Annotated in this window: 12 protein-coding genes and 1 pseudogene; 6 read left to right on the top strand and 7 right to left on the bottom strand. The window is 58.7% G+C overall.

Features of this window, described 5'->3' with window-relative positions; all coding sequences use genetic code 11:
* The 3 genes from hisG to hisC form a co-directional block, all read left to right on the top strand.
* Window positions 1-383 (top strand): ATP phosphoribosyltransferase (gene hisG, locus RT21_RS24160; protein ID WP_256203890.1); only part of this gene is annotated, 383 nt, incomplete at its 5' end.
* Window positions 384-514: 131 nt separating this feature from the next.
* The gene (gene hisD / locus RT21_RS13075; RefSeq protein ID WP_046163074.1) at window positions 515-1,825 is read left to right on the top strand and encodes a histidinol dehydrogenase; all 1,311 of its coding nucleotides are present in this window, start codon (window positions 515-517) and stop codon (window positions 1,823-1,825) included.
* A gap of 118 nt (window positions 1,826-1,943) precedes the next feature.
* Window positions 1,944-2,999 (top strand): histidinol-phosphate transaminase, encoded by a 1,056-nt coding sequence (gene hisC, locus RT21_RS13070; protein WP_046163073.1) that lies wholly within the window; start codon window positions 1,944-1,946, stop codon window positions 2,997-2,999.
* Between the two features lie 255 nt (window positions 3,000-3,254).
* On the opposite strand, the gene algW is transcribed toward hisC, so the two are convergent.
* Window positions 3,255-4,412 carry a Do family serine endopeptidase AlgW gene (algW, locus tag RT21_RS13065; protein WP_045424755.1) on the bottom strand — a complete coding sequence of 386 codons (1,158 nt, stop codon included), beginning with the start codon at window positions 4,410-4,412 and terminating at the stop codon, window positions 3,255-3,257.
* A gap of 214 nt (window positions 4,413-4,626) precedes the next feature.
* Here algW and RT21_RS13060 point away from each other — a divergent pair, with 214 nt between their 5' ends.
* From RT21_RS13060 to cysN, 3 genes are all read left to right on the top strand, one after another.
* Window positions 4,627-5,385 (top strand): Nif3-like dinuclear metal center hexameric protein, encoded by a 759-nt coding sequence (locus RT21_RS13060; RefSeq protein ID WP_046163072.1) that lies wholly within the window; start codon window positions 4,627-4,629, stop codon window positions 5,383-5,385.
* Between the two features lie 182 nt (window positions 5,386-5,567).
* Window positions 5,568-6,485, top strand: a complete 918-nt coding sequence (gene cysD, locus RT21_RS13055) for a sulfate adenylyltransferase subunit CysD (protein ID WP_046163071.1) — start codon at window positions 5,568-5,570, stop codon at window positions 6,483-6,485.
* Window positions 6,486-6,497: 12 nt separating this feature from the next.
* Window positions 6,498-8,396: a sulfate adenylyltransferase subunit CysN gene (gene cysN, locus RT21_RS13050; protein ID WP_046163070.1), complete on the top strand. Its 1,899-nt coding sequence runs from the start codon at window positions 6,498-6,500 to the stop codon at window positions 8,394-8,396.
* A 153-nt stretch (window positions 8,397-8,549) separates the two neighbouring features.
* Here the strand turns inward: cysN and RT21_RS13045 are convergent, their stop codons facing one another.
* The 6 genes and pseudogenes from RT21_RS13045 to RT21_RS24155 form a co-directional block, all read right to left on the bottom strand.
* Window positions 8,550-8,987 carry a YtoQ family protein gene (locus RT21_RS13045; protein ID WP_046163069.1) on the bottom strand — a complete coding sequence of 146 codons (438 nt, stop codon included), beginning with the start codon at window positions 8,985-8,987 and terminating at the stop codon, window positions 8,550-8,552.
* Window positions 8,988-9,333: 346 nt separating this feature from the next.
* On the bottom strand, window positions 9,334-10,221 hold the full coding sequence (locus RT21_RS13040; protein WP_046163068.1) for an ABC transporter ATP-binding protein: 888 nt from the start codon (window positions 10,219-10,221) through the stop codon (window positions 9,334-9,336).
* Complete coding sequence (locus RT21_RS23045) at window positions 10,208-11,041, bottom strand: hypothetical protein (RefSeq protein WP_052724752.1); 834 nt, start codon at window positions 11,039-11,041, stop codon at window positions 10,208-10,210. Before RT21_RS23045 ends, RT21_RS13040 begins: the two co-directional genes overlap by 14 nt.
* Window positions 11,038-11,841 carry an ABC transporter permease subunit gene (locus RT21_RS13030; protein WP_336511857.1) on the bottom strand — a complete coding sequence of 268 codons (804 nt, stop codon included), beginning with the start codon at window positions 11,839-11,841 and terminating at the stop codon, window positions 11,038-11,040. Before RT21_RS13030 ends, RT21_RS23045 begins: the two co-directional genes overlap by 4 nt.
* A gap of 54 nt (window positions 11,842-11,895) precedes the next feature.
* Window positions 11,896-12,336 carry a hypothetical protein gene (locus RT21_RS23595; protein ID WP_156155718.1) on the bottom strand — a complete coding sequence of 147 codons (441 nt, stop codon included), beginning with the start codon at window positions 12,334-12,336 and terminating at the stop codon, window positions 11,896-11,898.
* Between the two features lie 86 nt (window positions 12,337-12,422).
* Window positions 12,423-12,492: pseudogene (locus tag RT21_RS24155) on the bottom strand (Tfp structural protein); the annotation flags it as partial.
* Window positions 12,493-12,544 lie beyond the last annotated feature (52 nt).

Raw genomic sequence — 12,544 nt, 5'->3', positions numbered from 1 at the left:
ACGAGCCGCTGGACCTGCGGATCGCCAACTGCAAGTTGATGACGGCCGGAAAGGTCGGTGCAGCAGAGCCCAAGGGGCGTCTGCGGGTTGCGACCAAATTCGTCAATGTCGCCAAGCGCTACTACGCCGAGCAGGGGCGGCAGGTCGATATCATCAAGCTCTACGGCTCAATGGAGCTTGCGCCTCTGGTGGGGTTGGCAGACAAGATTATCGACGTCGTCGACACCGGTAATACGCTGCGCGCCAATGGGTTGGAGCCCCAGGAACTGATCGCCATGATCAGCTCGCGCCTGGTGGTCAACAAGGCCTCAATGAAGATGCAGCATGCGCGCATCCAGGCCCTGATCGATGCGCTCCAGAGCGCCATTGCCCACCACGAGTGATCAACAGCCGGGCGGTACACGGCCGGCCAGCCTATCCGCGTCATAGCCTAAATATCCAGGTGCCCGCGCGGTCGGCTTGTTAGTCTAGGGCGCCTGACTATCGCTGTACTCATCCCTTCATGAGGCCCGTTATGACCGCTCCCATCGACATCCGCCGACTCAATGCAGCTGATCCCGATTTCGCGCGACACCTGGATCATCTGTTGAGCTGGGAAAGCGTGTCTGATGATGGTGTCAATCAGCGGGTGCTGGAGATCATCAAGGCCGTCCGCGAGCGTGGCGATGCCGCCCTGGTGGAGCTGACCCAGCGTTTTGATGGCCTTGAAGTCGCCTCCATGGCTGACCTGATCCTACCGCGTGAGCGGCTTGAGCTGGCGCTTACACGGATCAGCCCGGCCCAGCGCCAAGCGCTGGAAGCTGCCGCCGAACGTGTCCGCCTCTATCATGAAAGGCAAAAGCAGGACTCCTGGACCTACACCGAAGCTGACGGCACCGTGCTTGGTCAGAAAGTCACGCCGCTTGATCGCGCGGGCCTGTACGTGCCAGGTGGCAAGGCATCGTATCCATCGTCAGTGCTCATGAACGCCATCCCTGCGAAGGTTGCAGGGGTGCCGGAGGTCGTGATGGTGGTCCCCACTCCGCGCGGTGAAATCAACGAGCTGGTGCTGGCTGCTGCGTGCATCGCTGGCGTCGATCGGGTATTCACCATCGGTGGGGCTCAGGCTGTCGCTGCGCTGGCCTACGGAACCGAAAGCGTCCCGCCAGTCGACAAGATTGTCGGGCCAGGCAACATCTATGTCGCGACGGCCAAGCGCCACGTGTTCGGCAAGGTCGGTATCGACATGATCGCCGGCCCCTCCGAGATTCTGGTGGTATGCGACGGCCAGACCGATCCCGACTGGATCGCCATGGATCTGTTTTCCCAGGCCGAGCACGACGAAGATGCGCAGTCCATTCTGGTCAGCCCGGATGCAGCTTTCCTCGACCGGGTCGCTGAAAGCATCTCCCGTTTGCTGCCGACCCTTGAACGTAGCGAAATCGCTCGCGCCTCGCTGCAGGGGCGCGGGGCATTGATTCAGGTTGCTGACATGCAGCAGGCGATTGATGTCGCTAATCGCATCGCGCCCGAGCACCTCGAGCTATCAGTGGCTGATCCCGATGCGTGGCTGCCGCAGATTCGACATGCGGGAGCGATTTTCATGGGGCGTTACACGGCCGAGGCGTTGGGCGATTACTGCGCTGGGCCGAATCATGTCTTGCCAACCTCGGGCACTGCGCGATTCTCCTCACCCTTGGGCGTGTACGATTTCCAGAAACGCTCCTCGATCATCAACTGTTCGGCTGAAGGTGCATCCGAGCTGGGCAAGGTCGCCTCGGTACTGGCGCGCGGTGAGTCTCTCACCGCTCACGCACGCAGCGCCGAGTACCGAATCAAGGGGTAACTGTAACCAAGCGGAGCGGATGAGGCTTCGCTTGTTCTGTCTTGCCACCCGACCGGTAGGGAACGCCTCACCGATTCCACCGGCGGCAATCGATCATTTTCTGAGGAGAGAAGGGCGGATGAGCAAATTCTGGAGCCCCTTCGTAAAAGAGCTAGTTCCCTATGTGCCCGGTGAGCAGCCGAAGCTGACCAATTTGGTCAAGCTCAACACCAATGAGAACCCCTACGGCCCTTCGCCCAAGGCGCTCGCAGCGATGCAGGCCGAGCTGACCGACAACCTGCGCCTGTATCCAGATCCGAACGGTGAGCGACTCAAGCGCGCCGTCGCTGATTACTATCACGTCCGGCCGGACCAGGTTTTCGTCGGCAATGGCTCGGATGAGGTACTGGCCCACGTCTTTCACGGACTCTTCCAGCATGGCAAGCCGCTGCTGTTTCCCGACGTAACCTACAGCTTCTACCCGGTCTATTGCGCCCTGTATGGCATCGCCTATGAGGCTATCGCGCTGGATGACAAGTTTCAGATCGAGGTGGCCGATTACGCTCGGCCAAACGGGGGAATCATTTTTCCCAATCCCAACGCGCCGACAGGTTGCCTGCTGCCGCTTGAGGTCATCGAGCGGCTGCTGCAGAAAAACGCCGATTCGGTCGTTGTGGTCGATGAAGCCTATATCGACTTCGGCGGTGAGTCGGCAATCGCATTAGTGGATCGTTACCCGAACCTGCTGGTTACCCAGACATTATCCAAATCTCGCTCGCTGGCAGGGCTGCGTGTCGGTCTGGCGGTAGGGCATCCGGATCTGATTGAGGCGCTGGAGCGCATCAAGAACAGTTTCAACTCCTACCCGCTGGACCGCATCGCCATTGCCGGCGCTGCGGCTGCGTTCGAAGACCGCGCTTATTTCGAGCAAACCTGCCAGCAGGTGATCGCCAGCCGCGAAGCCGTGACGGTTGCGATGCAGGAGTTAGGCTTTGAGGTGCTGCCCTCGGCAGCGAACTTCATCTTCGCCCGGCATCCGCAGCGCGACGCTGCTGCGCTGGCAGCCGGGCTTCGCGAACACGGCGTTATCGTGCGGCACTTCAAGCAGGGGCGCATCGAGCAGTTTCTGCGGATCAGTATCGGGGCGCCGGAGCAGAATCAGGCATTGCTCGATGCGCTAAAGCACATCGGCTAATCCCGTGCGCTGCAAGCGTCCAGTCACATGCAGCTGCTATCTCCGGCGTCGGTGGTAGCAGCGGCCAGTTTGATCGTATCGCCGTCCCCGAACAATCTGCTCGGCATAGACCGGGCAGGAGTGTTTCGTTCCTACGGTGGCCTCTCTGCTCAGTTGAATCACCGCTACGGTTTTCGCCTCACTGAGGACGCAAAGCCTATGCCTGCTCGAGCGTCGAGTACGCCACCCGCTTGATTGCTTGCCCGAACGAGCGGGCTATTGCGGAGCTTTCTCCACCAGTGGCCGCATGCCCACCTCGGCCGTCAGCGTCAGCGGCTTGCCGTTGCGCAGAATGTCGATATCGATTTTGTCCCCGGGTCGCACCTGGGCAACCTGGTTCATTGAACTGCGACCATCGCTTGCCTGCGCACCATCGATGCTGAGGATGAGGTCGCCCGGCAGCAGACCAGCGCGTTCAGCCGGCCCATCGCGGTAGACACCAGCAACAACGATTCCGGGTCGACCGGCCTGGCCGAAGGACTCTGCCAGTTCCGGCGTAAGGGATTGCACCTCGACACCTAGCCAGCCGCGAATGACCTGGCCATGCTCGATGATGGATTTCATCACGTCCATGGCGAGCTTCACTGGGATGGCGAAGCCGATGCCCTGCGATCCGCCGGACTCGGAGATGATTGCCGTGTTTATGCCGATCAGGTGGCCGGCAGTATCCACCAGCGCACCACCCGAGTTACCGCGGTTGATCGCCGCGTCGGTCTGGATGAAGTCCTCGTAAGTATTGAGACCCAGCTGGTTACGGCCGGTTGCGCTGATAATGCCCATCGTCACGGTCTGCCCCACGCCGAACGGATTACCGATCGCCAGCGTCACGTCCCCGATGCGAATGCCATCCGAGCGGCCGATGGTGATCGCAGGCAGGTCCGCCAGGTCGATCTTGAGCACCGCTAGATCGGTCTCAGGGTCGCTGCCGATTACCCGTGCCAGGGTCTCCCGACCATCGCGCAATGCCACGACGATCTGTTCCGCATTCGCCGTGACGTGGTTGTTGGTCAGCAGGTAGCCTTCCGGGCTCATGATCACCGCCGAGCCCAGGCTCGATTCCATGCGGCGTTGACGCGGCAGGTTGTCCCCGTAGAAGCGCCGGAACAGCGGATCGTCCTTAAGCATGGGCGGCTGGCTGGCGCTATCGATCACCTTGGTGGTGTAGAGATTAGCCACTGCGGGCGCAGCGCTGCTGACTGCGTTGGCATAGGAGTAAGGGCCTTGCTGGGGGATGCCGATCAGCGGCGCTTGCTGCAGGCTGTACTCCGGCTCGGCGCCGAGCCCTACCAGATGCGGGTAGCGCTGAATGATCAGCAGGGCCACTAGCAGGCCTACCAGCAACGGCCAGCCAAAAAAACGCAGGGCATTGATCATCGCGATGGGACGTCCGAGCAGGTTGCGGAAGGCGAGAGCGCCTCTTAAGGTGGCGCATTATACGAAGCTGGCCGTGAAATGCAGCCTTGCCGGCGGCAAAACTGCAACGCACCGTCTAGAACGGTTAATCCGCAACAGTTTCTGATGTTTGTCTCGTCTATTTTTTCGTAAATGACGCCGCTTTCTAGTTACTAATTCCGTAGGAGGATGTTGCATGGCCGTCGCGCTGACCACCCTGGTCGATGAATCCGACCGCTTCCTAAACGCCGCGAAGATTCCTGATTATTGTCCTAACGGCTTGCAGGTGGAGGGGCGGCCGCAGGTACAGCGCATCGTCAGTGGCGTGACCGCTAGCCAGGCTCTGCTGGATGCGGCAGTCGAGGCGCGAGCCGATGTGGTGCTGGTGCACCACGGCTATTTCTGGAAGAACGAAGATGCGCGTGTAGTTGGGATGAAACAGCGCCGCTTGAAAACCCTGCTCAGCCACGACATCAGCCTGCTCGCCTACCACCTGCCGCTCGACGTTCATCCTGAGGTAGGCAACAACGTGCAGCTGGCTCGTCTGCTCGGGCTAACGGTCGAGGGCACCCTGGAGCCAGATAATCCTCGTTCCGTCGGGCTTGTGGGCTCCCTTGACACGCCGCTCACGCCTGTCGACTTCATGCGTCGGATCCACGCTGCGCTTGGGCGCGAACCGCTGATGGTCGAAGGCCCGGGTTTGATCAGGCGGGTCGCTTGGTGCACTGGCGGCGCGCAGGGCTATATCGATCAAGCGGTAACTGCCGGCGTCGATGCGTACCTGACCGGCGAAATTTCAGAGCCTACGGCTCATATCGCACGTGAAAACGGACTTAGCTTTTTTGCCGCCGGGCATCATGCCACTGAGCGGTACGGGGTTCAGGCCCTGGGTGAACATCTGGCGAAGCGATTCGCCATTGAGCACCTGTTTATCGATTGCCCTAATCCAGCCTGATTCGGCCGTGTTGAGCCCGCGGCTAAGCGAATCCCGGTAGGGCAAGATCAGGGTTTCGGTCGGCATAAAGCTAGAGCATTTAGATCTAAGTAGCGGCCTGATTAGAATTTAATGCCGTGTTAGAGTTGCGCCTCGTTCCGGCCGCGCCGGCCGTTCCACCTGCAAAAAATTCGTGAGTAGCCATGGTCGACAAACTGACGCATCTGAAACAGCTGGAGGCGGAAAGCATCCACATCATTCGTGAGGTGGCCGCCGAGTTCGATAATCCGGTGATGCTCTATTCCATCGGCAAGGATTCGGCCGTAATGCTGCATCTGGCGCGCAAGGCCTTCTTCCCTGGGCGTCTGCCGTTCCCGGTGATGCACGTCGATACGCGCTGGAAATTCCAGGAGATGTACAGCTTCCGCGAGAAGATGGTCTCGGAGATGGACCTGGATCTGATTACGCACATCAATCCGGACGGCGTGGCGCAGGACATCAATCCGTTCACCCATGGCAGCGCCAAGCACACGGACATCATGAAGACCGAAGGCCTCAAGCAGGCACTCGACAAGCATGGCTTCGATGCAGCTTTCGGCGGCGCCCGGCGTGACGAAGAAAAGTCCCGCGCCAAGGAACGCGTCTATTCGTTTCGTGACAGCAAGCACCGCTGGGACCCGAAGAATCAGCGTCCTGAACTCTGGAACGTTTACAACGGCAAGGTGAAGAAAGGCGAATCCATCCGCGTCTTCCCGCTGTCGAACTGGACCGAGCTGGACATCTGGCAGTACATCTATCTGGAACAGATCCCGATCGTGCCGCTGTACTTCGCTGCCGAGCGCGAGGTCATCGAGAAGAACGGCACGCTGATCATGATTGATGACCAGCGCATCCTCGAGCACCTGTCTGACGAGGAAAAGGGCCGCATCGAAAAACGCATGGTCCGCTTCCGTACGCTCGGTTGCTACCCGTTGACCGGTGCGGTGGAGTCGACTGCATCAAGCCTGCCCGAGATCATCCAGGAAATGCTCCTGACGCGTACTTCCGAACGTCAGGGCCGCGTTATCGATCACGATGGCGCAGGTTCGATGGAAGAAAAGAAACGTCAGGGCTACTTCTAAGGATTCCGCACCATGTCTCATCAGTCTGATTTGATCAGCGAGGACATCCTCGCGTACCTGGCCCAGCACGAACGCAAAGAGCTGCTGCGCTTTCTCACCTGCGGCAACGTCGACGACGGCAAGAGCACCCTGATCGGGCGTCTGCTGCACGACTCGAAGATGATCTATGAAGATCACCTCGAAGCCATTACCCGCGATTCGAAGAAATCCGGCACCACAGGTGATGATGTCGACCTGGCGTTGCTGGTCGACGGCCTGCAGGCCGAGCGTGAGCAGGGCATCACCATCGATGTCGCGTACCGCTATTTCTCCACCGCCAAGCGCAAGTTCATCATTGCCGACACCCCCGGCCATGAGCAGTACACGCGCAACATGGCGACCGGCGCCTCGACCTGCGACCTGGCGATCATCCTGGTCGACGCCCGCTACGGCGTGCAGACCCAGACCAAGCGCCACAGCTTCATCACCTCGTTGCTGGGCATCAAGCACATCGTCGTGGCCATCAACAAGATGGACCTGATGGACTTCGACCAGTCCGTATTCGAGCGCATCAAGGCCGATTACCTGGGCTTTGCCGAACGTATCGAGCTCAAGCCGTCGTCTCTGCATTTTGTGCCGATGTCCGCGCTCAAGGGCGATAACGTGGTCAACCGTTCCGAGCGCGCGCCTTGGTATGAAGGGCAGTCGCTGATGGAGATTCTCGAGAGCGTCGAGATCGCCGGCGACCGCAATTTCGACGACCTGCGCTTCCCCGTGCAGTACGTCAACCGCCCCAACCTCAACTTCCGCGGCTTTGCTGGCACGCTGGCCAGCGGCATCGTGCGCAAGGGCGATGAAATCGTTGTGCTGCCGTCCGGCAAGCGCAGCACGGTCAAATCCATCGTGACCTACGACGGCGAGCTGGAGCAGGCGACACCAGGCGAAGCGATCACTCTGACGCTGGAAGACGAGATCGACGTCTCCCGTGGTGACATGCTCGTGCATGCCGACAACCTGCCCCGCATCACTGACAGTTTCGACGCCATGCTGGTTTGGATGGCCGAGGAACCGATGCTGCCCGGCAAGAAATACGACATCAAACGTGCCACCAGCTACGTGCCGGGCTCCATCGCCAGCATCACTCATCGCGTGGACGTGAACACGTTGGAGCATGGCCCGGCCAGCAGCTTGCAGCTCAACGAGATCGGACGGGTCAAAGTCAGTCTGGACGCTGCGATTGCGCTGGATGGATATGCGCGGAATCCAGCTACTGGCTCGTTCATCATCATTGACCGCCTCACCAACGGCACCGTTGGCGCAGGCATGATCATCGCCGAGCCTGTTGCTCATGGTTCGTCCGGCCATCACGGTGCGCTGGCCCATGTCTCTACTGAAGAGCGTGCAAGCCGCTTCGGTCAGCAGCCCGCCACTGTGCTGTTCACCGGGCTTTCCGGCGCCGGCAAGAGCACGCTGGCCTATGCGGTCGAACGCAGGCTGTTCGACATGGGCCGTGCGGTTTACGTGCTGGACGGCCAGAACCTGCGCCATGACCTGAACAAGGGTCTGCCGCAGGATCGCGCCGGTCGCACCGAGAATTGGCGCCGTGCTGCCCATGTGGCGCGTCAGTTCAACGAAGCCGGTTTGCTGACCCTCGCCGCGTTCGTCGCTCCAGATGCCGAAGGCCGCGAACAGGCCAAGGCGCTGATCGGCACTGATCGGGCTATCACCGTTTATGTTCAGGCTTCACCGCAGGCCTGCCAGCAGCGCGATCCGCAAGGGCTGTATGCAGCTGGCGGCGACAACATTCCGGGTGAGTCCTTCCCCTACGATGTGCCGGTGAACGCTGATCTGGTGATCGACACGGAGTCGCTTACGGTCGAGGAGAGCGCCAAGCAGGTGATCGATCTGCTGCGTAAGCGTGGTGCTATCTGATCGATCTACTAAGACGTTCCGCCTAGGCTAGCCAGGGCGATCAGACTGATGATCAACCCCGTCCATGTGGCGGGGTTTCTTTGTTGGGGCAGGCGGATCGCCTAAGAATGATCCACGGATTTGATACGTGGCACTTGCAAGTCACTCCGGGTCTTACTGCACCACGTATTTCAGAATTTCCACGACCTGTTCGGTGGTGGTGGCCCAAGCCATGGCTGCCGCATCGACTTCCTTCAGCGGGTGCACGATGTCGTCGTCATGCAGTGTGACATAAGGCTTGCCCAGCGCCGCGCAGTAGCCGGCATCGAACGCCGCGTTCCACTGCTTGTACTTGTCGCCGAAACGCACCACCACGAGGTCCGCTTGCTGGATCAGCGTCTTGGTGCGGATTGCATTGACCTTGGACGACTTGTGGTCGCGCCAGAAGGCGTTGGGCTCGGCGCCTAGGCAATCACCGGCGGCATCGCTCGCTTCGTGATCGGTTACGGCTGAGGTGAATTGCACATCCAATCCAGCTGCGGCGGCGCCACGCTTGATCTCGTCACGCCAGTCGGTGTGAATTTCGCCGGACAGATAAACGGTAAAGCTCATGGCTGCTCCCAAAAAGTTGATATCGGCTGCGATGTGTCTCGAGGCAAGCAGGGGGCGATGCTACCCCAGCGACCTGTGTGCGGGCCAGGATGGATAGCCCAAGGCATGATCTAACGCCCCAAACAAGTCAATGCTGTTGCTACGTTGGAGCGATTAACCAGGTCGGTATGGCGCGCGGAACTCTCACGAACGTCCGGAAGAAAAGTTCGCCATGGTTCGATGTTCAGAGCTGTCAGCCCGACGCAACCATGAAGGCACGAAACTCCGTCGGAAAGAATGGCGTTTCAATTTCAGAGGGTGGGTGTTGTGCGAATTTCCCCCGCCTAGCTGGGCTTTAGAATGGCTTTTAGCCTGTAAACCCAGTGATCGAGTCAAATAAGGCTTCCAGTGAGTTTCGCGGATGAATGTCCAACAGTGTTCCGCTGGCTTGAATTATGGCGCTGAGCACTTTCTCTATTTCGCCGCGTTGAAACCGGCCGCGCCAGACTTGCCCAGCGTCTCGCTCGAAGCCTTCCACTGCCTTTGTCCCGTAGTAGCGAACAATCATGTCGCCTTGGCTTGTCAGCATGTCTGAGATGCTTTGCTGCGCTTGGATTTTGCCTCGATGGATCATTACGAAACGATCAGCCAGGCGCTCGACGTCATGTAGGATGTGTGAAGAAAAAAACAAGGTCCCGCCACCTTGGCGATACTCTTGCATCAGGTCGGCAACTTGTCGCCGGCCAACGGGGTCGAGGCCTGACATGGGCTCGTCAAGTATGAGTAGTTCCGGCTCAATCGCAAAAGCGTGGGCCAGCGCGGTACGTTGGGTCATACCTTTCGAAAGGCTGCGGATGCGTTTGTCCGCAGCGTAGCTAATCTCGAGCTTGTCGAGCCATCGCTCCGTCCTGCAGGTGTTTTCCTCGCCTCGGACTCCGTGCAGTCTGAGTCCGCTAGAAATAATTTCCCTAGGCGTCAGCAATTCGTACAGATAAGGATTCTCCGGCACGTATCCAACGCCCTTGCGCGATTGAGGGTCGCTCGAGTGCCGTCCCCTTAGCAGTGACTCGCCGCTATCCGGCCGCATGGCGCCGAACAGAAGCTTGATAGTGGTGCTCTTGCCTGCGCCGTTCTGGCCGATAAAGCCTACGGAGTCTCCATTAGCCACTTCGAAGCTGATGCCGTCCAATGCCTTGATCGGCTTACCCTTGAGTTTGAACGACTTGGTCAACTCCCGAATTTCAATCGGTTTCATTGGCTGGCTCATTTAACAGACGAAGAACGGGACGTCCATCGGAGGCAAGACGGTAGCCTAGCCCGGCGGGATCGATAGGCAGGGATCGCAGTTCACCGTAGCCAACCAGTTGCTGTAGCGAATCGGCGGGACGGCTGTGTTTGGCTAAGAATGCGCTATGCGCGTCGCGTAGTTGTACCAGACCGTCCAGGCGCTCTACGCGCACTTGGAGTTGGCGTCTGAGCTCTGGATCACGCGTCTGCTCTTGCATCGCAATAATCAAGCCTCGGGCCAATCGTGGATCATCCCCTTGCTCGTACCAACGGCCTGCCATTGCCCGCAGTGCGCGAGCATTGGTTGGGCTGGAGCGAGCTGCGGCAACATCAGCCCATTTACCTGCTCCGACCATGTTGTGCTCGAAATACCAGTTGCCAAATGCATAAAAGAACGCCGGCATCCAGTCCCATTCACGGCTATCAGCCGCCATCTGGAGTATCTGCTGTGCCGGTGCTACATAGCCATTCCAAGGCAGGATCGCCGCTGCGATGTAGTAATTATCCTCATGGCGGGGGTTGAACAGCGCTGCATCTAGTTGTAACTGCGCTTGTACACGGTATGTCTCCGCTTCGGTAACGGAGCCGCCGACCATCATGCTGCGAAATACATTGAGGTTGGACGCCAGGTAGGGATCGCCAACAGCGTAAGCAAGTTGTACCGGTGCTGGAAGCCGAACCCGGAGCGTGCTTGTTTCGTCCGGGCGCGGTCGATCCTGAAGTTGAAGTCCCGCCTGCCAAAACGCAAACCACGCCAGAAGTATAAACGCAGCATTCCGCCATTTCATGCAAGGTCGCGCCTTTGCAGCACTAAGCCAGCTGAAATAAGAGCCATAAGGGCGTAAGCCACTGCCATCAGCGTTGCATAGCCGAAGTCCAAGTAATTTACCGGTAGGTTGTAAAGCACCCAGGCTCGAAAATCCAGACGAGAGAGATCAGGTAACCATGCATAGGAATATTCGAGCACCGGCGCAAGCAGGCTTGCCTGCTGCTGGTCTGCAAGGGGGTTGTTACGTAGATAGTCAAGCGTCGGACCAAGGCCTCGAGCAGCCATTGCGAACCCCAGTCCCATGAGTATGGGAAGAAACGGAGTGGTGCTGAATGTACTGACCAAGATGGAAAAGGCCATCACCACTATTAGATCCAGCCAGATGCCGGCCAGGACGAAGCCAATACGGCTGTCCAGAGCTGGGGGGGTGACTTGCTGGTAAGAGGAACCGAGATAAAAAATAGCAGCCCAGAGCAGCCCGCCGACGGAAAGTACCGCTAATGCCATCAGCAGTGCGGCGCTTGTAAAACGAGAAAAAAGATACTGTTGCCTGGTTATCGGATAAGCCAACACAAAGTACAGAGTCTTGCGCTCTAGGTCTTTAGTGAAAAGCTCCTGTACCCAAAAAAGAGCCATCAACAGCAAGATCATGCGTAGTCCGCTAAAGCCTACATCCAGCGCAACCGTTACAGGTTGCCGACCAGAAAAGCTTCCTGCTAACAACGTCGAGCCCAGCAGTGCTAGTGCGACGACTAGTAGAAGCTTTACGCCTTGTGAGCGAAGCCCACTGAGGAGGCCTTGCCAAGTAAGTTCTCTCACATTTGTACCTTGCAAAAAAAGCCCTCGCGGGCGAGGGCTTTTCGCGCTCAATTATCAGTTGGCAGCTGGCGCAGCTGGCGCAGCTGCAGTGGTGCATGCGTTGGCGCTGGCAATTGCGAGGCGTGCAGCTACTTGAGAAGCAGCCTTGTTGGTAACGCTATCGTCAACTAGATCGCCGCACTGCGTCACGCTGCCTCCATCAGAGTGTCCAGTATAAACACCGCGACCACGATTGGAGCCGGCAGAAACGCCGAATGCGGTGGCGTTATCAATAACTGACAAGGCAGTATTGGCGGAGAGCGTGATATCAAATGTATTTTTCACGAACCCGGCGCGATTAGCAATTGCGGTTAGTTCGATAGTCTGAGCAGTATTACTTGCAGCGCCGGCCGCAACTACCGGTACAGCGGTATTGGCGGTAAGCTGCACGGCATTAACGCCGCTGGCCGAAAACGTGGCTGCGCAAAACAGAGATGCGACTAAGAGCTTGTTCATCTTGATTCCCTTCCCTTAGTTGGAGTTGGCGATGGCGCCAGTCAGAACGTTGCGAGCGTCGGATTGTGCCGACTTGTCATAGCCCTTCGCCTGATATTCCTGAAACTGAGGAATCGCGATAGCGGCCAGGATGCCAATGATCGCAACCACGATCATCAGCTCAATCAGGGTAAAACCCGGCGGTTGCAGGAGCTGAGTGCAACACGGT

This window comes from Pseudomonas sp. 10B238 (assembly GCF_000970615.1).
Lineage (GTDB): Bacteria > Pseudomonadota > Gammaproteobacteria > Pseudomonadales > Pseudomonadaceae > Stutzerimonas.
This window is presented reverse-complemented; position numbering and strand designations above follow the sequence as displayed.